Raw genomic sequence first — 21,152 nt, 5'->3', positions numbered from 1 at the left:
TCAAGTATATACGCTATTCATCTGAAAGTCATGTTCTCGGTTAGCGGCGCAAACCGTTGGGTAAAAATGGCCCAACTAATTCCTTGGTCGGAATTTGAATCAGATTATGCTGAAAATTTCCCCACCGAAATGGGAGCAAATGACCAGTGCTGGATTGAAAACTTCTAAGACTCATAGAATTAATCATATAGGAATCGTAATAGATGAAGGTAAAGCAGAAGCCTCAGAGGATATTACAGAACAGCTCGAAATTCAGTGGCGTAATGTTGGAGAAATTTTTAGCAATTTAACATCCAGCGTAAACTTTGCTTCAGCTTGTATTTTGAAAGCAAATTCAAACCTAAGCTCTACGGGTGTTAAGCTTCATGGAGCAGGTTTTATCTTAACTAAAGAAGAAGCAATCGCAATGGGATATCAAATCGCAAACAAAAAGTCATTTTGGACTGTTTGGAAAGCTTGGAAGATTTGGGGATTTTGCTCAGTCATACTGAAGGTAGCGTGCAATATTGGTATCTCCCAACTTGATGTAATTGCAAAAACTTGTAGCTTCAGCTAGCGGGTTTTAAGGCGATCGCCCTTACAATTGTGATAGTATTGAATTCTCAACAAACCCGATGACCATCAAACCGATTCGGTGGGTTGGCGCTACCCGCGAAGAAATCCAATCTCTTCCTGACGATGCCCGAAAAGAAGCTGGTTTTGCACTTTGGACACTTCAGCAGGGCATACAACCATCAGACTTTAAACCCATGTCGATCGTAGGCAAAGGCGTTGAATAAATTCGGATTCGGACAGAAGATGCCTATCGGGTATTCTATATTGCTAGATTTGAAGAAGCTATTTATGTTCTCCATGCTTTCCAAAAGAAAACTCAGAAGACAGCCAAAAAAAATATCGAAATTGGACAGAAACGCTACCAACAGTTGTTACAAAGTCGTTTAAATTCAAGAGAACCAGAACCATGAGCGAAAATACTATTACCCAAGCGACCGATAATATCTTTCTCGATCTGGGATTTTCAGCAGAAGAAGCTGATAACTTACTAATCAGATCGCAACTTATGCTCGCCCTGCTTCATCAGATTAAACATCACCGTTGGACGATCGAGCAAACAGCTCAACATCTCAAACAGTCCAAGGACCAAATCAAAGCTCTAACTCAAGGTAAAATTGGGCAATTCTCGGTTGATACTTTGATTGTAATGCTCGATCGAGTAGGCATGACTGTCAAAATCGAAATTTGTCCCAAGGTAGCTTAGATCGAGATTAGAGCGATCGGTAAGTTTTGCTTTGGGCTTGTTATCATGAGCTGATCCAGCAAGAGGCGATCTAATGCTAGAAACCACAATCCTAGAAACCTTAGTCAAATTACCAGATTCCCTGAAACAGGAAGTTTTGCACTATGTAGAATTCTTGGCTGCAAAATATGCAAATAACGAAGTTGCCGTAAATCCTCCTCAAAAGAAACGTCAAGCTGGGATGATGAAAGGCACGTTTGTCTTACCGCTTGCTGATGATTTTGATGCACCATTAGAGGATTTCCAGGAGTATATGGAATGAAGGGCCATTTCATTCTCTTGTAGGGGCAATCCCCCCGTGGTTGCCCCAATCTCTGAAACACGCATAAAATCGTGGGCGGGAAGGGCGGGCACGGGGGCACCGCCCCTACAAAACGATGATTTACCTGAAAATGAAACAGCCCTGATATGGAATGAGTGCATTGCTCCTCGATACTCACACTTTTATTTGGTTTTCAGAAAATGCTCCTAACCTATCAGTTGCATTGAAAGAGCAGATGGAATCCGCCGATAGAGTCTATTTGAGTATTGCCAGTCTTTGGGAAATTGCCATCAAAATAGGAAATTGCCTCAGCAACATCGCTGGTATGGAGAGTTTCAAAACGTTGCAATATGAGTGGATTAGAGTGTTGCAGTAGTGTGATATGGTCGGTATCGAGAATATATTGAGTCATAGGGTCTCAGACTCAGGAAAATCGATATCGGCATTTCGATCGTGGCGATAGGTTTGAACATATTCCGTGACTTCATTCAACAACGGATTACATCTCAAAAGAGGTGAAATATTCAACATCGGACGCGCCTCGTACCAAGCAATCCGAGCGTCAATTTCTGGCTGATTGTCCAGATAAAAGCTAATCGCATCAAACACTTGATCCGCCGTCACCAGTTGCAGTAACTTCTGTGGGATTTCTTCAGGCTTTATTCCTGATTTCCAAAACACCACAATATCCCGTACCGTAACTTGAGTGTCTGCAATAATCGGTTCCCCCTGCAAAACTTCAGGATTGCGGGTGACATTCTGATTTACTGTTTTGATAGTCAACCGTCAACTGTGCCAAAAGCTGCACAATAATATCTTGTTGAATCGCTAACTTATAATGATTCATCTCTCTCATCTCTTCCTCTGTGTTCTCTGCGCACTCTGCGGTTAAATATTCCTATTTAATCATCGGAATTACGCCTTAACAACCGCCCACTGAGTAATCGGTGCAAGCGGCTTCCAACCCTGAAAAGAACCGATCGCCCCAACCCGCTGAATCCCAATTCTAATTAACTCCCCGCCATGTAAAGAATGCCATTGCAAAACCTTCAACTCACTCTCAATAGTCACCGCATTCACAACTAATCGGCCACCCTCACCCAAAGCATTCCAACAGGTTTCGAGTAAAGCTTCTGCGGTGACACCACCACCGATGAAAATAGCATCCGGTTGAGGCAAAGAAGCCAAAGCATCCGGCGCCTCTCCCGCCACAATTTGAAGTTCCGAAACACCAAAATTAGAGGCATTTTCAGCAATGTATTGCAGTCGAGTGGGATGGCGCTCGATCGCGATCGCCCGACAACCCCGATGACTCCGCATCCATTCAATGGCGATCGAACCACAACCAGCACCCACATCCCACAGCAACTCACCCGGAATTGGCGCTAAGGTTGACAGAGTAACAGCTCGAATCTCCCGCTTAGTAAGTTGTCCATCGTGGAGATAGGCACCATCCGCCAAACCAGAGGTGCGGGGGAGGATAAGAGTTTCGCGATCGGCTGCAACTACAATGGCGATCGCATTCAAATCAGCCAAATCCGGCAGATTCCAGGCTGCTGCTACCCCCTCAATCCGCCGTTCCGAAGCCGCTCCCATCCGCTCGAACACCGTCATCAAACTGCTACCAAACCCCCGCTCTGTCAACAATTCGGCAACCTTTCCCGGAGTCTGTCGATCGGCACTTAAAACTAACAATCGCGCCCCCGGATATAGAGAAAGGGCGATTGCGGCTACTGGGCGGTTTGTCAAACTGAAAGTCTCAACCTCCGCCAAAGCCCAACCCAGACGGGCGCACATCAAACTAAAAGCCGATGCAGCGGGAATTACAGTCATTTCCGAAATGGGAATCCGGCGCGACAGCGTGACACCAATCCCGTGACACATCGGATCGCCACTGGCGAGTACACAAACAGACTCTGGGCGACGGCTGATGATGCTGTCAACTGTTGTTTGTAGTGGTGAAGCCCAGAGCAATTTTTCCCTGGTGTCGTCGGTGGGTAGCATGGCGAGGTGACGGGCGCCACCGACAATGATTTTAGATCGATCGAGCAGGGTACGGGCGATCGCGCTCAATCCCGATAATCCGTCTTCGCCGATTCCTACCACCGAAAGCCATTTGTCTACCATCAGCCCTACTCCTGCAATTTTTGCCACTCAGCATGAATCTATTTCCAGCATATTGGACAACAGCCAGTTGACTAATTGACTACAGCTAAAAACTAAATCGCCTGGTTGGAAACTTCCTTGATACAAGCTTTCCAGCCGTTTCAGCATTTAGGTAAGTAACCAAATACAAGCCACATAGAAAAAGTGACACTTTTAGTTGTTTAGTAATTCGTCTTTTTCCCTAAAGTTCCAGTATAGGCAAACAAAACACCTAAAACGTTCAGCCTTTTATTTATATTACTTACAACGGGGTCTTTACTATGAAATACCTAAATATTTTAACCTTAATGTTTTTCTGGACTACTCTCAGCATCACCTCTCCAGTTAAATCCGATGAATTGCCAGCCTTCACTAATTCTCATAATGTGAACTCTCTCGAACAAATTTTAACTCCTAGAAATATCGAGGGAGAAACTCAGCCGACGGAATATCAACAAGATACAATGTTGTTTGGAGATATTTTACCTGTGGCTACCTTTTGTTTGTCATTAGTTTGTTTTTGTTTTAACTCCCCTACCGAACCTGATTGAAAACTAGAAGATTTTTCATTACTCAAGGCAATTGTGTGAGGGGGAATTTGTTAAGAAAATTGAGCGTTTTGGTTTTGGGGGGCAAAACTGTGATAAAGTTCTTAAACCTGAAAGCGGGAAAGTCCGGTGTAATTCCGGCGCTGTGCCGCAACTGTCAAAGCCAGAATGCCGATTTCAGGAGTTTACTTTAGATTCCCTGCGTCGCACGGGGAGGAGTTTCTTTGTTAAGTTTGAGTGAATTACCGACTTGTCCGGGCTTATTTTCCGGTTCCCGCGCCAGAGACGGAATATTATCGAGGATGCGGATTCCGGGCGGAATTTTAAATGTCGCGCAGTGTGTGGCGATCGCGGATTTAGTCGATCGATACGGTACGGGCTACGTGCAAGTAACAAATCGCGCGAATTTGCAAATCCGAAACTTGAACTCGGCAATTTCTGCTGAAGTTTGGCAGGATTTACAAACATTGGGATTAGCATCTCGCTTAGTTGAAATTGACCCGATTCGCAATATCATGGCCAGTCCAACAGCGGGTATAGATCGCCAATCGTTACTCGATACTCGCCCCCTAGTTACAGATTGGGATAATTATCTGCAAACCCATCCCGAATTGTCGGAACTTTCGCCTAAATTCAGTGTCGGTTTTGACGGCGGAGAATCGGTTTCGATCCGCGCTATTCGCAACGATATTTTATTAGCAGCCGAAAGGCGATCTGCTGATTCAGAAATCGTGCTTCGGCTGTATTTAAACGGTGACACAGGGATTATAATTCAAGAATCGCAATGTATTTCAGTATTAGCAGCCATCGCTAGCGTTTATCTTCAATACACAAAAAATCAGCCTCGAATAGAGGGAAAAAAACCGCGTTTGCGTCACCTGCTGGCAGATTGGGGTGTGGAAAAATATCTCGAACATATACAGGATAATTTACCCTTTGTATTGCAGCAAAGCTCGATCGCTCCGTCTGAAAAAGCCCTAGCCAATTACCAACATCTCGGCATTCACCCCCAACAACAATCCGGTTTCTCCTACATCGGAATTGCGCTGCCATTAGGTAGGCTAAAATCGCAACAACTGCGAGATTTGGCAAATTTAGCCCAAAACTTCGGCGGAGGCACTCTCAGGCTCACGCCTTGGCAAAATCTGTTGATGTATGACATCCCCAACCAGAGAATTTACGAACTCGAAAAGTCGATCGCCCGTTTGGGATTGCACTCATCCGCAACCAATCTAGACTCATGCTTAGTTGCTTGTGCCGGCAACACTGGCTGTGCATCGGCGATGACAGATACCCAAAGCCACGCCCTAGCAATAGTCAAGGATTTAGCCCAAAAATTGCAGATCGATCGCCCAATTAACATTCATTTCAGCGGTTGCGAAAAATCCTGCGCCCAACATTCTCCCATGGACATAACGTTAGTGGGAATTCAGATAAAACAACAAAACGAAACCATCGCAGGTTACGACATTTACTCAGGTACAACAGACTCACCTTTTGGGCGGAAAATTTTCCAGGGCGTAAGAGTTGCAGAGATTGCAAGTTTTACAAACAAATTGCTGCAAATATACCAGCGATGGCGATCGCCAGACGAATCCTTGGGCGAATTTGTAGATCGAAGTGCGATCGACAAATTACAGCAATTGCTTAACCCCAAAAAACAAAATCAAAAATGAATCCCTCTCTCGATCTTTCTTCCTTCGCGCCCTTAGCGCCTTCGCGGTTCATTCAAAAAAATCCAGTTTTAAATAATGCTTGATTATATTAAAGACGGAACAGAAATCTACACCAAATCCTTCGCCACAATTCGCGCCGAAGCAGACTTGTCAAACTTGCCGCCCGACTTAGAATCCGTCGCAGTGCGCTTAATCCACAGTTGCGGCATGACAGATATTGTCGCAGACTTAGCAGCCTCCCCCGGTGCCGCTACCGCTGGGCGCAACGCCCTCGCCACCGGCAGGCCCATCCTCTGCGATTCCCGCATGGTAGCCGAAGGCATCACCCGCAAACGCCTCCTGGCCGACAATGCGGTAATTTGCACCCTCTGGCATCCCGAAGTTCCCGAATTAGCGTTACAAATCGGAAATACCCGATCGGCCGCAGCCCTTGATTTGTGGCTAAATCACTTAGAGGGGGCGGTAGTGGCTATTGGTAATGCCCCAACTGCTTTGTTCCGACTGCTGGAAATGTTAGATGATGGAGCTCCCAAACCAAGTTTAATTCTGGGTTTCCCAGTAGGATTTGTGGGGGCGGCCGAATCTAAAGCGGAACTCGCTGCTAACAGTCGGGGAGTGCCATTTATTACTGTACACGGGCGACGTGGCGGCAGTGCAATGGCAACGGCGGCCGTGAATGCGTTAGCGAAAAAGGATGAATTATGACTAAGACTACTGGTAAATTGTACGGTTTGGGTATTGGTCCTGGCGATCCTGAGTTGATTACTTTGAAGGCTTATCGGATTTTGCGATCGGTCCCGGTGATTGCTTATCCGGCCATGGAAAATGGTAAGGTGTTGGCGCGGGCGATCGTCGCGGATTATTTACTACCAGAGCAAATAGAAATTCCGATGCCACTGCCTTTTAGTCCGACGCGATCGTCTCAACCTTATTATGATATTGCGGCCGAGAAAATTGCAGTCCATCTGGATCAAGGACGAGATGTGGCGGTGCTATGTGAGGGGGAACCTTTTCTCTACGGCAGTTTTATGTATCTATTTAATCGTTTGTCGGGAAGATTTACGACGGAAGTTGTGCCGGGAATTTCTTCGACAATGGCGAGTGCAAGTGCCTTGGGAGTGCCGCTTACTTACCGCAATGATGTGTTAAGTATTATGCCTGCGACTCTCGATGCTTCTGTTTTGCGCGATCGACTGGCGCTGGTTGATGCTGCTGTGATTATTAAGCTAGGCCGCCACTTTGCCAAAGTCAAGGATGTGTTGATTGAGTTGGGACAGTTCGATCGAGCATTATATATTGAACGAGCAACTATGCCAAATCAGCGCATTCGGGCGATCGCAGATGTCGATCCGGCAGAAGTTCCCTATTGGGCTCTGGTGATGATACCTAGCCAGCAAAAATCCGTCTCTTAAATTATCCCTTGTGATTCGGCGCCGGCAATGGAAATATAGTGGTTTTCGCAACGCCTTTTTCTAGCACAGCTTCTCTGACTGCTTCCTAAGCTTTCAGAGGTTGCTGCATCTTCATTTCGATTTCATGCCTCTCCAAAGCTATTACTGGATATCAAATCCGGTAGCATCTGAATTATTCAGATCTCTATTCTCGGACTCTGTGTCAAGAGTGTTCTAGTAAGGTTAAATCATTCCAATACAACCGGAAACGATATGATCTCCGAGTTTTTTTAATCTACCTGCTATATCTTGAGCTACCATCACTTCGTCTTCTACAACCCCAATTTTTAGGAGATTCATATTATTTTAAATGCGTCGCCTATAACTCAATTCTTTAAACAAAATATTGTAACAGATTCCACACTGACTGTCAATTGTAATTTCTCCATCTAATTGCTGGGCCAACATTTTAACCAATCGCAATCCTAGGGTTTCAGTATTTTCTACATCAAATCCTGGGGGAAATCCTCGACCATTGTCTTGAATACTCAAGTGAAATTCAGTTGGTACAATTTCTAAAAAATTAATTGTGATTTCACCTTGGCAAGTGGGAATGAAAGCATATTTTAAAGAATTAGACACCAGTTCGTTAATAATCAATCCGCAAGGAATTGCTGTCTCTATATTTAAATAAATTGGCTCTATATTCAGATTTATTTGGATCGAATCGTTGCACAAACCAAAAGATTGAAACAAATTAGCAACCAAGTTTTCTACGTAATTTTGAATGTCGATCCGAGCCAGATTATCAGATTGATAAAGTTGTTCGTGAATCAAAGCCATGGAATGAATCCTACTCTGGCTTTCTGCAAATAAAAATAGCGTCGCTTCATCATCAATGTATTGAGCTTGAAGTTCTAGCAAACTCGAAATTACCTGCATATTATTTTTGACTCTGTGGTGAATCTCCTTGAGCAATACTTCTTTTTCCCGCAGTGTTCCTTGGAGGCGCGACTCGGCCAATTTGCGCTCGCTGATATCTTCGCAAATACCAGCCACGCGATACAGTTTCCCCGACTCATTGTAAATTGGAAAAGCTCGATCGCACACCCAACAAGTTGTGCCGTCTGGACGTAAAATCCTATATTCAGTGCTAGTAGATTCGCCGGCCACGATTCGCCCAAATGATTGATACAACAGGTTTTGGTCTTCAGGATGCACCCAATCTATCCAATTGTAGTTATGGGCGAACAAATCTTCGCGGGTGCGCCCCCAGATTTGTTCGTAAGCTGGACTCACATACAAAATATCAGTCAACTCAACAGAAACTAGCCAGAAGGAATCTTGGATATTTTCTGCTAGCTGACGGAAGCGTTCTTCACTTTCCCGGAGAGCTTTTTGGGCCTGTTTCCGTTCGGTAGTATTCCGAGAAACTCCGACGGTCATTACCACTTTACCTTCCGTGTCAAAAATAGGTGATTTAATTGTGTCGAAATAGTTGACTTCTCCGTAACTATTTTTAAGAGGTTCTTCTAAGATTTGCCGAACTTCACCAGTGTTGAATACGCTGGAATCATCGAGGATATATTGCTGAGTATAATCCGGTTCTTGAAACTCAGCGTCAATCCTACCTATCAGTTCCGAATTTTCCATTTGGTAATACTCGCGAAAGGCTTTGTTTGCCCAGACAATGCGAGATTCGGGTCCTTTTACCAGTATGATGTCTGTAATAGCATCAAGAATTTGCTGGTACATTTGCTTGGCATCTTGTAGTTCTTTTTGGACTCTTTTCCGCTCCATGATATCTTCTGCAATACCAACTATACGGTAGACTTCACCCGTTGCATTTGTAATCGGAAAAGCGCGGTCTCTAATCCAGCTAATTTCCCCATTTGGTTTAACTAATCGATACTCTTCATCGTATTCACCCAATATTTTTTTAGCTAAACTCCCAACAATTCGTTGTTTATCTTCTGGATGAATTGGATCTAAAAAAGACTTGGGTGCAGCATACAATTCCGCACATTTTCTACCCCAAATTTTTTCGTAAGCAGGGCTGACGTAAATCATTTCATCTTTAGGGATATCGCTAATCCAAAACACACTTTCGATATTTTCTGCTAGCTGTCTAAACCTTTCTTCGCTTTCTTTAAGTGCTGCTTCTGCTTGTTTGCGTGCGCTAATATCGCACTCCATGCCAAAATATCCGACGATTCTGCCATAAGTATCATAAATGCAAATATAGTCAGCTTTGACGCAAATTGGAGTCCCGTCCAACTTGCGATTGTCACATTCTATATGAATTCTGCCAGCTTCAAATAATTGCCTAATAACCTCTCTACCATCAGCCAAGTTGTGGGATAAGAAAAAGTTAAGCGTCTGACCAATAAACTCTTCCCTAGTAGAACCATATTGAGTTATCAAAGCATCATTTGCCTTCGTTACTCGCCCCTTAGCAAATACAAAATCTAAGACTTGTTCTTGGTCAACTGTATCATCCCACTGTACAGGTTCATCTAGCGTTATAAATAAAAAGCCATCTACAGATTGAGAAAAAAATAGTTCTAGCTGTTGCTGACTTTCCCTCAAAGCTTCTTCCGTGCGCCAGCGATCGATAATTTCTTCTCGCAACAGTTGGTTGGCAATTTTTAAATCCTCAGTACGCTGTTGATATTTAATTTTGAGATCGTTTTTAATTAATCCCAGCGCTATTTCTGCCTGCTGTTGTGCTGCTATATCTTCAATTCGGTAAATTTCCTGGCTGGTTTGAACAGAGGCGATGAACCCGGTGCGAGTCTCGGCGAGATCCAATTGAGTGTTGGAATCCAAGCCGCAGAGATATTGGACGGCTTGGAGTTGTGTCCGTAAATATACGCACAATTCTTTTTGTTGCTGTAACTCCTGTTCGAGTTCTCGGATTTTTAATTTTTGCTCTGCTACTAATGCTTCGCAGGTGTCAAGAGTTTCATCGTCGCTTCTGGGATGAATACACATACTTGCTAGTGAATTTGCAGTTCCAAACTTGAGTTTTTTCCAGCCTAACATTTTCTACACAAACAACACCCACTCCCACCGGGTTGAATTTATGGGTGGAACAAAGGCGGTTGAAACTGCTTTTACACAAACAAAACCCGCTGGCGCGGGTTGAATTTCTTTAGTCCCCTAGGAGTGGACTTCGTTGTTGTAGGAGCGAATTATATTCGCGCTGAATATTCTGTGTGAACTACGTTTCTTGATTTAGTTCCTTTTTGTTTTTTGCCCAGCTTTTGTTGCTTGCGTTTGAGATTTTTTTCATGCTTGGCTAGGTGCTTAGGATTACACTAAAGACCTTAGCAAGATTTGGAAATTTCCGTTCCTCCAATTTCCCTGCCTTTCATCCCACCGCTAAACTGGGTACATTTATAGCGGGGGACTTCCCGGCGAGTAGTTAAAGCTGAGGAACGTACTGTTCTTTTTCGGGGACAAAAGTGTATTCAGCCACTATTTGCCGGAATTCTTCACCGTCGATGGTTTCTTTTTCAATCAACAAATCAACTAGGCGATCGACTACGGTGCGATTTTCCCGAATAATTCGGCGGGCATCATTGTAGCAATGATCGACAATGGCTCGAACTTGTCCGTCAATCCGAGAGGCTATTTCTTCGGAATATTCCGATCGCGCTGTGTAGTCGCGGCCGAGGAAAATTTCACTTTGTTGAGCTTCCAAGGCGATCGGGCCCAAGTCTGACATTCCATAGCGAGTCACCATTTGGCGCGCCATACCGCTGACTTGTTGCAAGTCGTTACCCGCACCGGTGGTTACTTCGGCATCGCCGAACACTACTTCTTCCGCTGCGCGGCCTCCCAAAGCACCGCTAATCCGTGCCAAAATTTGCGATCGCGAAATCAAACCTTGGTCTTCGCTAGGCATAAACCATGTTAAACCACGGGCTTGTCCGCGAGGGACTAAAGTTACTTTTTGCACGGGATCGTGGGCTTGAATCACCGTACCGACGATCGCGTGACCGATTTCATGGTATGCAATTAAGCGTTTGCTCTTGCTGTCCACCAAGGGAGTGCCTTCCATACCTGCCACAACCCGATCGACTGCATCGTCAATTTCCAGCATCGTAATCGCTTCTTTCCGGCGACGGGCAGTTAAAATCGCAGCTTCGTTGAGCAAGTTTGCCAAATCAGCCCCGGTAAAACCAGGAGTCCGACGGGCGATCGCCTCCAAGGAAATCTCCGCCGACAACTTCTTGTTGCGTGCGTGTACCCCCAAAATCTCCAACCTGCCCTTGATATCTGGCGTATCTACGCTCACTTGGCGGTCAAAACGTCCCGGCCGCAGCAAAGCAGAGTCGAGCACATCAGGACGGTTTGTGGCCGCAATGATGATAATCCCAGTATTGCCCTCAAAACCGTCCATTTCCGTCAGCAACTGGTTGAGGGTTTGTTCGCGCTCATCATTACCGCCGCCGATACCGGAACCGCGCTGACGGCCCACGGCATCAATTTCATCAATAAAAATGATACAAGGAGCGTTTTCCTTGGCTTTCTTAAACAAGTCTCGGACGCGGGAAGCGCCGACACCTACGAACATTTCCACAAATTCTGAACCGGAGATGCTGAAGAAAGGTACGCCGGCTTCCCCTGCGATCGCTTTTGCGAGCATCGTTTTACCTGTTCCGGGAGGGCCAACTAGCAGCACACCCTTGGGAATTTTCGCTCCCACTGCGGTGAACCGTTCTGGTTTTTTCAGGAAGGTGACGACTTCGGCGAGTTCTTCTTTTGCTTCTTCAACGCCGGCGACATCATCAAACAACACGCCTGTTTTGGCTTCCATTTGAAAGCGAGCTTTGGACTTACCAAAATTCATCGCTTGACCAGGGCCACCGGGAACGTTACCACCGTTGCGGCGGAACAGAAAAAACAGCCCTCCCACTAATAGCAGAGGAAACACCAGATTGCCTAAGAGTCCCCAGACAGCGCTGTCGTTACGCAGGGGGTGAGTGTCGAAGCTGATTTGGGAGTCTCTGAGTCGGGAAACCAATTCTGGGGCATTGGATGGTAAATCCACTCGCCACCGCTGTACGTGATTGTCCAGTTCGGGATCGACAGCTTCGACAATAGCCGTCCGACCTGCATCGTAAAGGTCTACGCTGGTGACTCGACCGGCGTTTAAGTAATCTAAGAATCTACCGTAGCTGAGGCGGGTGCTGGCGGTGTTCTTGGTCATTTCTGCAGGCGAGGGTGCAAAAGCGCCTTGCCACAGGAAGAATCCGATGACTAGGGCGGGTAGAGTCCAAAGTAGTATAGTTCGCCAAGAAATTTTCATAAATTATGAGGGTCTAGAATTGTGGACAAATCAGGTAAGATCGCGGTGTCGAAGGAGTGGGAGTAAACTTAACACTCAGAATCTTAACTAAATGTAACTTAACAATGCCCTCTCAGGCAACAGGGTATGGTCAGGACGATGGAAAATAAAACTGACAATCAAGCATCCGGGCGACAACAGGGCCCAGATGAATCCGTGGAGTAGCCCGTAATATCTAGAATCTAAATCTAAAATTCATAAAAGGCGATCGTCCCGAATATAATGTTTGGTGCTGATTTGAATGCCGATCTAGGTAAAGTTAGAAAAATCGCGGCAAAACCCACTGTCTTTAAGCGTGGCAGTGTCCAGGGATAAGGCATGATAATGGTGAGGCTCAGTGAGGTAAAACGTTTCAATGACAACTAGACAGCTTGTTCCTAATTCGGCTATGTTGACGCAACAGACTAAGATCGCTTCTCACAAATCGATTATTAGTGCTGATTTGGGTCGGACGGCAACTAAGGCCTGCGTGAGCCGCAATCCCAATGGTGTTATTTTTATCCCCGCCAACGTGGCTTCTATGCCAGTAGAAAAGGTGCGGGGCGGTAGCTTTGAGTCGAAAGCCACAGACCCTCTGTTGGATATGTGGCTGGAGTATCAGGGCAAAGGTTACGCTATCGGCCAACTGGCTGCGGATTTTGGCGCTAATCTCGGTGGTGCCGACCAGTCTAAAGTAGTAGATGCCTTAGTTAAGGTTTTTTCCTGTGCTGGATATTTCCAGATGAAAGGCGACATAGCCGTTGTGCTAGGCTTGCCCTTTTATTCCCAGGATCAGTTTGAGAAAGAAAAGGAAGAAATAGTCAGCCAACTGCGCTCTCCGCACCTGATGGTTTACCGGGGCGAGCGCGTGGATATTAATATCAGCCACGTTTGGGTGATGCCCGAAGGGTTCGGCAGTCTGATTTGGTGCGAAGCTCAAGACAATAAGGAGTTTTCGCCGGAGTTGCCAGAATTATCGGTGGCTGTAGTCGATATCGGACATCAAACTACTGATTTGTTGATGGTCGATCGTTTCCGGTTTGCTAGGGCTGCTTCTAAAAGCGATTCTTTCGCCATGAATAAGTTCTACGAACAAGTCGCCTCCAAAATTCCAGGGGCAGATGCTCAATCTCTGTCTTTACTAGAAGCGGTTAATAAGCCGGAAGGCCAGCGTTTATATCGTCCTAGAGGAGCTACTAAGCCAACTAATTTAGATCCGATTATTAAGGATTTGCGCGAGACTTTCGCTAACGAACTATCCGAGCGTTTGGTGCAGTGGCTACCAGAACGGGTGACGGATGTGGTTCTGACTGGTGGGGGCGGCGAGTTTTTCTGGGAAGTTCTCCAACCCTTGCTCAAAGAGGCTAATCTTAAGGCTCACTTGGCTCAACCTTCTCGGAAAGCCAATGCTTTGGGACAGTTTATATATGCTGAGGCTCAGCTAGCCACCATTAAGTAACGCATTAAGGCTTGAACCCTATGGCACTTTGGGCAAAAAATAAGGCGAATTTCTCGGTGGCGTTTACGGAAGATGCAGCCGATCAAACTTTGCTGGCGGCTATTGAAAAAGAGCTGGCTTTGACTAAATATCAGACTTTCAGCAATCTCTGCAAGCAAGCTTTGTGGCAGTTTTTGTCGGTGTCTGAGTCGGCTGGTCCTACACCTAGCTTTCAGCGGTTGGAACAGCGTATTGCTGAACTGGCGGTCAAATTTGCTGAGTTCGAGCACAATGTTTCTGCTGAGGAATTAAGCCGTTTGGAAGGACTACAAAATCACATGAATCAACTGAGTACGCAGTTGTCGCAGTTGCAGGGTAGTGTGAATAGCAAGTTTGCTGAAGTTTCTTTTGCTCAAGTTTCCAAAGTAGTAGAGTCTGACAGGGTTGAGCCGGAGTCTGTAGCAGATAAGAATGTAGTTGCTGATGCTGAGGTTACTCCTCGTCGGGAATCCGATCCGTTGTTGGATCGTTTAAGTTCTTTGTTGCCGCAAGATTTCTAAAATGAGGTAGCCAAGGTTTTTTTTAACCTTGAGATTTGCTGTTAGTGGCTGGCTGTTTTCGGCCAGTGGTGAATAAATAAACTAGGCGATCGCTCTTTTGCAAAAAAGGGCGATCGCTTTGTTATGAGTTATTGGTTATTGGTTATTGGTGATGAGTTATTAGTTATTAGTTATTGGTGATGAGTTATTAGTTGTTAGTTATTAGTTGTTGGTGAGGTTCTAACCATGCCCGATTCCCGATTACCGATGCCCAATACCCTATTACTATTATTCCATTAATCCTAATTTTCGCAATCGCGAACGAATCGCCCCTGATTGTCTCTGAAATTTCTTGGCTAATTCACCAATTTGTTGACCGCTAGCATATTCATTCTTCAACTTCTCATCTTCTTCTCGACTCCACTTGACATAAGCTCTGGGATACTTCTGTCTAATTTTTTCAACATCATAGCTTTTAGGTCGATCGCCATTTAAACCGGAATCCAAATTGCGGTTGATTTCCCCGCCGTGACGCTCTACCGCCTCCTGTACTTGGTTAGGAATAGTAGCAATTTCTTGGGATAGTTCACCCAAAGCCTTTTCTACTTGTTGCTGAAGTTCTGTTAGCTGTCGTTGCTGCAAATTTCCCCACTGCGGCAGTTCGTTGATAAATTGCTGCAAATCGAGAATGATTGTTGTTAAAGTTTCGACTTGTTGTAACTCTGGCCGCTGTTTGAATTGACGGCTGGTAATTTCGATCTCGGTTTGAATCATTTTCATGGTTTTTTCTAAAATTATTAACCGCTGACGCATATTTTCAACGGCTGAAATTAAAGAATGTACGTTCTCTCCCGGTTGAGCATTGATATTTTCGTTGGCTGTTTGGGGGAGAGCTCGATCTAAGGATTTTACGGCAATTTGTAATTGTTCGATCGCGCGATCGGTTGTTGTCGCGTGTCGATCTACCCGATCGAACGTTGAAGCCGTACTCATCCTAATTTGCTGCTGCAACTTCTGTCGATTCACAAAATTCAACAGTAGCGAAATGGCGATCGGCACTTGGGCGTAAATGCTCTGCTGGAAAACCAAACTAGCAGCTAATCCAACGGCAGATACCGCCAAAAAAAACAATTCAGCCGTTTCTGACAAATTGGTCAATTTGGGATTTTGGATTTTGGTTTTTGAATTGGATGAAGACATATGTTAAATGGGAATTGCGAATGGGGAATGGCGAATTAGAAATTAGTAATTGATACTTGGTAGGCTCTACATTACTGAATTTAAAATTACTCTGGGTTTTTGATGTATCTAAATCTACTTAAATATATTAAACCTGCAAAATTAATCGAGCTAAAGAAAAATAAATTAAGACACCGAGGACATCAACTGCGGTAGTGATAAAGGGTGCGGACATCAAAGCTGGGTCTAAACCCAAAGAACGAAATAAAAAGGGCAAAGCTGAACCTGCAATCGACGCTAACATTGCGATCGCCAACAAACTAATCCCTACTGCCATCGCCACTGCTAAATTCCCTTGCAGAATATAAGCCCAAACAGTGGCTACCGTCCCCAATATAGCTCCTAGCAGCGCTCCCGCCATCCCCTCGCGCACAATTATTTTCAACGGCCCCATGGCTGTAATTTCATCGGTGTTCAAACCGCGAATTACCACCGTTGAGGACTGGGCTCCCACATTACCTCCCGTACCTGTGAGCAATGGAATAAAGGCTGCTAGAGCTACAACTTGCTGCAAAATATCTTCTTGAGCTCGAATAATTGCCCCCGTAACAGTATTAGTTAAGAGCAGCACAAATAGCCAAACTACCCTTTTGCGAGCAACGGTGATTAAATCGGTCTGAAAATAATTGTCACCGCCGGACTGAACACCGCCCAAGGTATAAATATCTTTGGCTGCTTCTTGTTCCAAAATGTCGATCGCATCATCCACTGTAATAATACCGACGAGACGCTGTTCCCGGTCTACTACCGGCACTGCCAAAAAATCATAACGCTGGATCAGCCTAGCGACTTCTTCTTGGTCAGTACCAGTTTGAACTGACACCACCTCGCGAGTCATAATTTCACCGACAGTTTTGTCCAGGGGAGAAGTGACTAAATCCCGCAAGGACAAAATACCCGTTAAACAGCGACCGGCATCGGTGACATAAAGAGAATAAATTGTTTCTGTAGTCTTAGCCAAAGATCGGATTCTATCTAAAGCTTGGGTGACGGTAAAGCTTTCTTTGAGAGAGATGTATTCTGGGGTCATGATCCGACCGGCGGTACTAGCTTCGTAACCCAAAAGTTGAGCCGTCGCTTCCCGTTCCGTTGGGCTCAATTCACCCAACAGGCGACGGACTAATATTGCCGGTAGTTCGTCAAATAGTTTAGCGCGATCGTCTGGTGACATTTTGTCTACAATGTCAATGACTTCTTGGCGTTTGAATTTTTCACACAGCGACTGCTGGACGCTGGAGTCGAGATATTCGTAAACTGCGATCGCCTCATCTTTTGACAGCAAACGAAAAGCGATTACCTGCATAGTTTCTGGTAAACCTTCGATGGCTTCAGCGATGTCAGCTTCCTGCACAGGCTGCAAAATCGCTTTTGCTCCTGTCCAGTCTCCTTGTTCCAGCAGGGCTTTTAATTGCGATCGCACTAATTCCCGCAATTCTTTTCGCGCGTAGGTCGGTAGCAAAGATAATTGATAATTGTTTTCGGTCACTGGCCACCCTCCTAAACCTGTGTTGCCCGCGTTTCTACATCCAGTCTATAACCTATTGACACCAATGGTTACAGTTATCAGACTGATACCGATGAGAAACCAGGTTGATTTTTAGATGCCTCACCATCTCAATCAAAATGTATCCTACAAATCATGTTTCTTGGTGTTATTTTTTGTATCTGGAACTGCTTAAACCAACAATTGATATTTTTCTTGTGCCAAACGGTAAAGCGGACGCCACACCAAACGGTTAGTTAATACAACTTATTGGTTATTGGTTATTGGTGATCTCACTTCCGGTTGTATCGGAATAATTAAACCACAGAGAACACAGAGGACACAGAGAAAGAGAAGAGAGAAATCCTAATTCTGATCTCAACGGATTTGATATTATTGGTGGTTAGTTATTGGTTATTTGCCAAATTTTTTACCTGGTCGATGATTGGGATTTGCGAGGGGATTTTATCTATTTGCCGGATCGCCCTAGAATGATACCTAACTGAACTGCAATTACTCCGAGTATGGCACTACCAGCCCAATAAAAAGTGGCGACGCTGTAAGAACGATCGCGCCACAAGATATTTGTCTCTAAACCGTAAGTAGAAAAAGTAGTATAAGCACCCAAAAAGCCCGTTGTTACCATTAACCGAACTTCTAGAGGAATCATCGCCCCTCGTTGAGATGCGAGGGTAATAAAAAATCCCATAGCCAAGCAACCAGTAATGTTAATCAAAAAAGTTGCGTAGGGAAAAGCAGTACCAAAACGGCTGGCAAACCATAATGTGATATAATATCGACTCAAAGCGCCTGCGACTGCACCGAAACTAATGGCGATGGGAACTCGGAAATTGGGGTCTTGCCACATAAAAATAAATGATAGTGGACCGTTGACTGGGAACCGTTGACTGGGGACTGAGTACAAATAACCAATCACCAATAGATATCAATATTCTGATTAGATGCTACAATGAATTCAGGCGCTACATATCCAAATTTAGGGCGAGCATTGATTCTGGCGCTACATATCCAAAATCTACCTGCGGGTTGTGGATTTTTTACAAACGTTTGCTAAGGAGGAGATGATTCCTATGACAGAGCCAAATATGAACGAAGAAACAATCATAGATGTAACTCCCGAAACGACTGCGATCGTCAAAAAGGAGATGCCAAACGCTACAGAAGAAACGATCGCAGAAACGGCTGTATTATTTGAAGCGATTAAAAAACGCGCCGCAGCAGAGGTACAAGCAGCAGGCGATCTCACCCGTGAGGCTTACTTAAAAGCTGTGCAGAAAGCCCAGTTAGCCCTAGCCAAAAATAAGACGATCGCCAAAGAAAGAATGACAGATGCAGTGGGGCTGATTCAAAAAGAAGCAGAGAAAAATTGGCTGGTGGTTGATGCGATTAAAACTCGCGCGCAATCACAGGTGCAAGATGCAGGCGAAGTCAGTCGCGAGGCCTATTTGAAAGCGGTTCGCCAAGCGCGAGAAGCGGTAGAACAAAATAAGTTTATCGAACGCGATCGCATTGAACAAGCTGTTGACCAAATTCAGAAACAAACTGAAAAAAATTGGCACGTTGTGGTTGGGGAAATTGAGTCGATCGGCAGTCGCTTGACGGATGCGTCCAAATCTGCATTCCAGGCGCTAACCAAGTTTTTTGATAAAAAGCATTAAACTCAAATTTGGCACCCTTTTAAGCCACAGGCAAGATCGCTGTTCGACAAAGATTGAATTTTCTTGTGTAACAGGCTTCTTGCCTGTTCACAAAAGGTTTCGACATCAAGCGCTATAATCAGAAAGCTTTATTTTTAGTCCACAAACCCCCAACCATGAGAACTTACTACTGCGGCGAACTGCGAAGCGAACACATCGGAAAAACTGTAACCCTTTACGGATGGGTGGATCGCCGCCGCGATCATGGCGGGGTGATTTTTCTGGATTTGCGCGATCGATCGGGTAGCGTGCAAATTGTCAGCGATCCCCAACGCACCCCCGATTCCTATCACGGGGCTGAGGCTTTGCGCAACGAATACGTAGTGAAAATTACCGGGCGAGTCACCAGCCGCCCCGCCGATTCCCTCAACCCCAAATTAGCTACGGGTGAGGTAGAAATTTATGCAGACGAAATTGAATTGTTGAATGCGGTGCGCAAACAGTTACCGTTTCAAGTTTCGACGGCGGAAACTGAAAACGTGCGGGAAGATTTGCGCTTGAAATATCGCTATTTGGACTTGCGGCGCGATCGCATGAGTCGCAATTTACAACTTCGCCACCAAGTTGTCAAAGCCATGCGCCGCCACCTCGAAGATGTTGAAGGTTTCATGGAAATTGAAACACCGATTTTAACTCGCGCCACTCCCGAAGGTGCCAGAGATTATTTAGTTCCCAGCCGCGTCAATCCCGGTGAATGGTATGCTTTGCCGCAGTCGCCGCAGTTGTTCAAACAATTATTAATGGTGTCTGGTTTTGACAGATATTATCAGATTGCTCGCTGCTTCCGCGATGAAGATTTGCGCGCCGACAGACAGCCGGAATTTACCCAATTGGACATGGAAATGAGTTTCATGTCTGTGGAAGAAGTAATCGAATTAAATGAAGGTTTAGTCTGCAATATTTTCAAAAGTGTGAAAGGCGTGGAATTACCTCGTCCTTTCCCGCGTTTGACTTACGCCGAAGCAATGGATCGCTACGGTAGCGATAAACCGGATACTCGCTTCGGTTTGGAATTAGTCGATGTTTCCGATTTGATGAAAGATTCGGGATTTAAGGTATTTTCCGGTGCAATTGCTGCGGGCGGAATCGTGAAAGTTTTGCCGATTCCCGGCGGGAATGAGGTTTTTTCTAACGAGCGAATCAAAAAAGGTGATGTGTTTAAAGAAGCCACCGAAGCGGGTGCGAAAGGATTGGCTTTCATCCGCGTGCGGGAGAATGGCGAAATTGATACGATCGGCGCAATTAAGGATAATTTGACTGAAGCACAAAAACAGGAATTGCTCGATCGCACCGGCGCACAACCGGGTCATTTGTTATTATTCGCAGCAGCCGACGCGCCAACTGTCAATAAGATTTTGGATAGATTGCGTTTGTACGTCGGTAACGACTTGGGATTAATCGACAAAGACAAGATGAATTTGCTGTGGGTGACAGATTTCCCGATGTTTGAATGGAACGCCGATGAGAAGCGTTTGGAAGCATTACATCACCCGTTTACCGCACCGCATCCCGACGATATTGCCGATTTGAAAACAGCCAGAGCTCAAGCTTACGATTTGGTATTAAACGGTACAGAAGTCGGCGGCGGTTCTCTGCGGATTTACCAGCGGGAAGTTCAGGAAAAGGTGTTTGAGGCGATCGGCTTATCCACAGAAGAAGCTTACAATAAGTTTGGCTTTTTGTTGGATGCGTTTGAGTACGGAACCCCTCCCCACGGCGGCATAGCCTACGGTTTGGATCGGTTGGTGATGCTGTTAGCCGGCGAGGAATCGATTCGCGATGTCATGGCGTTTCCCAAGACGCAGCAAGCCGGGTGTTTGTTGACAAATGCGCCGTCTAGTGTGGATGAGAAGCAGTTGAAGGAGTTGCAAGTGCGATCGACTTATGTAGCCAAAACATAGGTAGTAAAACAGCTTCAATGAATAGTGGATGGGTGGCGAGAAACCGGGTTTTTTCCAGAATACTCGTCACACCTCCCAGAAACTGCGAAAAATCCGGTTTCTTTATATGAATGTTTTAATCAGTGCTTTACTATTTAACTCCCAATATGTTTATTGATAGATATCGACTTATGTAGCATG

Annotated in this window: 21 protein-coding genes and 1 riboswitch; of the genes, 14 read left to right on the top strand and 7 right to left on the bottom strand. The window is 45.3% G+C overall.

Translation table 11 applies throughout. The annotated features are described in order from the left end of the window. Positions 1-106 precede the first annotated feature (106 nt). The 6 genes from AAFP14_RS09945 to AAFP14_RS09925 all read left to right on the top strand — a co-directional run bounded on the left by AAFP14_RS09945 (position 107) and on the right by AAFP14_RS09925 (position 1,935). Positions 107-556, top strand: a complete 450-nt coding sequence (locus AAFP14_RS09945) for a hypothetical protein (protein ID WP_341732218.1) — start codon at positions 107-109, stop codon at positions 554-556. A gap of 58 nt (positions 557-614) precedes the next feature. Then, positions 615-779 (top strand): hypothetical protein, encoded by a 165-nt coding sequence (locus tag AAFP14_RS09940; RefSeq protein ID WP_341732101.1) that lies wholly within the window; start codon positions 615-617, stop codon positions 777-779. Beyond that, on the top strand, positions 780-965 hold the full coding sequence (locus AAFP14_RS26670; RefSeq protein WP_472851039.1) for a type II toxin-antitoxin system RelE/ParE family toxin: 186 nt from the start codon (positions 780-782) through the stop codon (positions 963-965). It abuts the gene before it with no gap. Further along, the gene (locus tag AAFP14_RS09935) at positions 962-1,258 is read left to right on the top strand and encodes a helix-turn-helix domain-containing protein (protein ID WP_341732100.1); all 297 of its coding nucleotides are present in this window, start codon (positions 962-964) and stop codon (positions 1,256-1,258) included. The genes AAFP14_RS26670 and AAFP14_RS09935 overlap by 4 nt, the downstream gene beginning before the upstream one ends. Before the next feature lie 73 nt (positions 1,259-1,331). Beyond that, positions 1,332-1,559: a type II toxin-antitoxin system VapB family antitoxin gene (gene vapB, locus AAFP14_RS09930; RefSeq protein WP_333148244.1), complete on the top strand. Its 228-nt coding sequence runs from the start codon at positions 1,332-1,334 to the stop codon at positions 1,557-1,559. 151 nt (positions 1,560-1,710) lie between these two features. Beyond that, the gene (locus AAFP14_RS09925) at positions 1,711-1,935 is read left to right on the top strand and encodes a PIN domain-containing protein (RefSeq protein ID WP_341732099.1); all 225 of its coding nucleotides are present in this window, start codon (positions 1,711-1,713) and stop codon (positions 1,933-1,935) included. Between the two features lie 32 nt (positions 1,936-1,967). On the opposite strand, the gene AAFP14_RS09920 is transcribed toward AAFP14_RS09925, so the two are convergent. Both AAFP14_RS09920 and cbiE read right to left on the bottom strand, forming a co-directional pair. Further along, positions 1,968-2,342, bottom strand: coding sequence for a DUF433 domain-containing protein (locus AAFP14_RS09920; RefSeq protein ID WP_341732098.1), 375 nt, complete (start codon positions 2,340-2,342; stop codon positions 1,968-1,970). Between the two features lie 132 nt (positions 2,343-2,474). Then, positions 2,475-3,686 carry a precorrin-6y C5,15-methyltransferase (decarboxylating) subunit CbiE gene (gene cbiE / locus AAFP14_RS09915; RefSeq protein WP_341732212.1) on the bottom strand — a complete coding sequence of 404 codons (1,212 nt, stop codon included), beginning with the start codon at positions 3,684-3,686 and terminating at the stop codon, positions 2,475-2,477. Positions 3,687-3,985: 299 nt separating this feature from the next. Here cbiE and AAFP14_RS09910 point away from each other — a divergent pair, with 299 nt between their 5' ends. The 4 genes from AAFP14_RS09910 to AAFP14_RS09895 all read left to right on the top strand — a co-directional run bounded on the left by AAFP14_RS09910 (position 3,986) and on the right by AAFP14_RS09895 (position 7,340). Further along, a complete protein-coding gene (locus AAFP14_RS09910) occupies positions 3,986-4,255 on the top strand; it encodes a hypothetical protein (protein ID WP_341732097.1) in 270 nt (89 codons plus the stop codon). A gap of 99 nt (positions 4,256-4,354) precedes the next feature. Next, positions 4,355-4,434: riboswitch (adenosylcobalamin-variant (AdoCbl-variant) riboswitch) on the top strand. 42 nt (positions 4,435-4,476) lie between these two features. Then, entirely contained in the window at positions 4,477-5,928 is a 1,452-nt protein-coding gene (gene cobG / locus AAFP14_RS09905) for a precorrin-3B synthase (protein WP_341732096.1), read from the top strand. 75 nt (positions 5,929-6,003) lie between these two features. Next, positions 6,004-6,633, top strand: a complete 630-nt coding sequence (locus AAFP14_RS09900) for a precorrin-8X methylmutase (protein ID WP_341732095.1) — start codon at positions 6,004-6,006, stop codon at positions 6,631-6,633. Next, positions 6,630-7,340 (top strand): precorrin-2 C(20)-methyltransferase, encoded by a 711-nt coding sequence (locus AAFP14_RS09895; RefSeq protein WP_341732094.1) that lies wholly within the window; start codon positions 6,630-6,632, stop codon positions 7,338-7,340. The genes AAFP14_RS09900 and AAFP14_RS09895 overlap by 4 nt, the downstream gene beginning before the upstream one ends. Before the next feature lie 345 nt (positions 7,341-7,685). Here AAFP14_RS09895 and AAFP14_RS09890 read toward each other — a convergent pair whose 3' ends face one another. Further along, positions 7,686-10,364 carry a PAS domain S-box protein gene (locus tag AAFP14_RS09890; protein WP_341732093.1) on the bottom strand — a complete coding sequence of 893 codons (2,679 nt, stop codon included), beginning with the start codon at positions 10,362-10,364 and terminating at the stop codon, positions 7,686-7,688. Between the two features lie 382 nt (positions 10,365-10,746). Further along, on the bottom strand, positions 10,747-12,636 hold the full coding sequence (ftsH2, locus tag AAFP14_RS09885; protein ID WP_341732092.1) for an ATP-dependent zinc metalloprotease FtsH2: 1,890 nt from the start codon (positions 12,634-12,636) through the stop codon (positions 10,747-10,749). A 394-nt stretch (positions 12,637-13,030) separates the two neighbouring features. Here ftsH2 and fcmB point away from each other — a divergent pair, with 394 nt between their 5' ends. Both fcmB and fcmC read left to right on the top strand, forming a co-directional pair. Beyond that, positions 13,031-14,113, top strand: coding sequence for a filament morphology actin-like protein FcmB (gene fcmB, locus AAFP14_RS09880; RefSeq protein ID WP_341732091.1), 1,083 nt, complete (start codon positions 13,031-13,033; stop codon positions 14,111-14,113). 20 nt (positions 14,114-14,133) lie between these two features. Next, the gene (fcmC, locus tag AAFP14_RS09875; RefSeq protein ID WP_341732090.1) at positions 14,134-14,652 is read left to right on the top strand and encodes a filament morphology membrane protein FcmC; all 519 of its coding nucleotides are present in this window, start codon (positions 14,134-14,136) and stop codon (positions 14,650-14,652) included. A gap of 267 nt (positions 14,653-14,919) precedes the next feature. Here fcmC and AAFP14_RS09870 read toward each other — a convergent pair whose 3' ends face one another. The 3 genes from AAFP14_RS09870 to crcB form a co-directional block, all read right to left on the bottom strand. Continuing rightward, complete coding sequence (locus AAFP14_RS09870) at positions 14,920-15,831, bottom strand: hypothetical protein (RefSeq protein WP_341732089.1); 912 nt, start codon at positions 15,829-15,831, stop codon at positions 14,920-14,922. A gap of 127 nt (positions 15,832-15,958) precedes the next feature. Continuing rightward, positions 15,959-17,356: a magnesium transporter gene (mgtE, locus tag AAFP14_RS09865; protein ID WP_341732088.1), complete on the bottom strand. Its 1,398-nt coding sequence runs from the start codon at positions 17,354-17,356 to the stop codon at positions 15,959-15,961. A 466-nt stretch (positions 17,357-17,822) separates the two neighbouring features. Beyond that, positions 17,823-18,221 carry a fluoride efflux transporter CrcB gene (gene crcB, locus AAFP14_RS09860; protein WP_341732087.1) on the bottom strand — a complete coding sequence of 133 codons (399 nt, stop codon included), beginning with the start codon at positions 18,219-18,221 and terminating at the stop codon, positions 17,823-17,825. A 223-nt stretch (positions 18,222-18,444) separates the two neighbouring features. Between crcB and AAFP14_RS09855 the strand changes: the two genes are divergently transcribed. Together AAFP14_RS09855 and aspS are read left to right on the top strand one after the other, a co-directional pair. Further along, entirely contained in the window at positions 18,445-19,032 is a 588-nt protein-coding gene (locus tag AAFP14_RS09855) for a dynein light chain family protein (protein ID WP_341732086.1), read from the top strand. Positions 19,033-19,187: 155 nt separating this feature from the next. Then, positions 19,188-20,972 carry an aspartate--tRNA ligase gene (gene aspS / locus AAFP14_RS09850; protein ID WP_341732085.1) on the top strand — a complete coding sequence of 595 codons (1,785 nt, stop codon included), beginning with the start codon at positions 19,188-19,190 and terminating at the stop codon, positions 20,970-20,972. Positions 20,973-21,152: the final 180 nt, after the last annotated feature.

Origin of the sequence: Microcoleus sp. EPA2, from assembly GCA_020882975.1 — a bacterium.
In the GTDB taxonomy this organism is placed as follows: Bacteria; Cyanobacteriota; Cyanobacteriia; order Cyanobacteriales; family Microcoleaceae; genus Microcoleus.
This window is presented reverse-complemented; position numbering and strand designations above follow the sequence as displayed.

Bases quoted from the DNA above. Each gene is read 5' to 3' on its own strand.
- AAFP14_RS09945 (WP_341732218.1), top strand. From the start codon at position 107: ATGCTGAAAATTTCCCCACCGAAATGGGAGCAAATGACCAGTGCTGGA.
- AAFP14_RS09940 (WP_341732101.1), top strand. From the start codon at position 615: ATGACCATCAAACCGATTCGGTGGGTTGGCGCTACCCGCGAAGAAATC.
- AAFP14_RS09935 (WP_341732100.1), top strand. From the start codon at position 962: ATGAGCGAAAATACTATTACCCAAGCGACCGATAATATCTTTCTCGAT.
- vapB (WP_333148244.1), top strand. From the start codon at position 1,332: ATGCTAGAAACCACAATCCTAGAAACCTTAGTCAAATTACCAGATTCC.
- AAFP14_RS09925 (WP_341732099.1), top strand. From the start codon at position 1,711: ATGAGTGCATTGCTCCTCGATACTCACACTTTTATTTGGTTTTCAGAA.
- cbiE (WP_341732212.1), bottom strand. From the start codon at position 3,686: ATGGTAGACAAATGGCTTTCGGTGGTAGGAATCGGCGAAGACGGATTA.
- AAFP14_RS09910 (WP_341732097.1), top strand. From the start codon at position 3,986: ATGAAATACCTAAATATTTTAACCTTAATGTTTTTCTGGACTACTCTC.
- AAFP14_RS09900 (WP_341732095.1), top strand. From the start codon at position 6,004: ATGCTTGATTATATTAAAGACGGAACAGAAATCTACACCAAATCCTTC.
- AAFP14_RS09895 (WP_341732094.1), top strand. From the start codon at position 6,630: ATGACTAAGACTACTGGTAAATTGTACGGTTTGGGTATTGGTCCTGGC.
- AAFP14_RS09890 (WP_341732093.1), bottom strand. From the start codon at position 10,364: ATGTTAGGCTGGAAAAAACTCAAGTTTGGAACTGCAAATTCACTAGCA.
- ftsH2 (WP_341732092.1), bottom strand. From the start codon at position 12,636: ATGAAAATTTCTTGGCGAACTATACTACTTTGGACTCTACCCGCCCTA.
- fcmB (WP_341732091.1), top strand. From the start codon at position 13,031: ATGACAACTAGACAGCTTGTTCCTAATTCGGCTATGTTGACGCAACAG.
- fcmC (WP_341732090.1), top strand. From the start codon at position 14,134: ATGGCACTTTGGGCAAAAAATAAGGCGAATTTCTCGGTGGCGTTTACG.
- AAFP14_RS09870 (WP_341732089.1), bottom strand. From the start codon at position 15,831: ATGTCTTCATCCAATTCAAAAACCAAAATCCAAAATCCCAAATTGACC.
- crcB (WP_341732087.1), bottom strand. From the start codon at position 18,221: ATGTGGCAAGACCCCAATTTCCGAGTTCCCATCGCCATTAGTTTCGGT.
- AAFP14_RS09855 (WP_341732086.1), top strand. From the start codon at position 18,445: ATGACAGAGCCAAATATGAACGAAGAAACAATCATAGATGTAACTCCC.
- aspS (WP_341732085.1), top strand. From the start codon at position 19,188: ATGAGAACTTACTACTGCGGCGAACTGCGAAGCGAACACATCGGAAAA.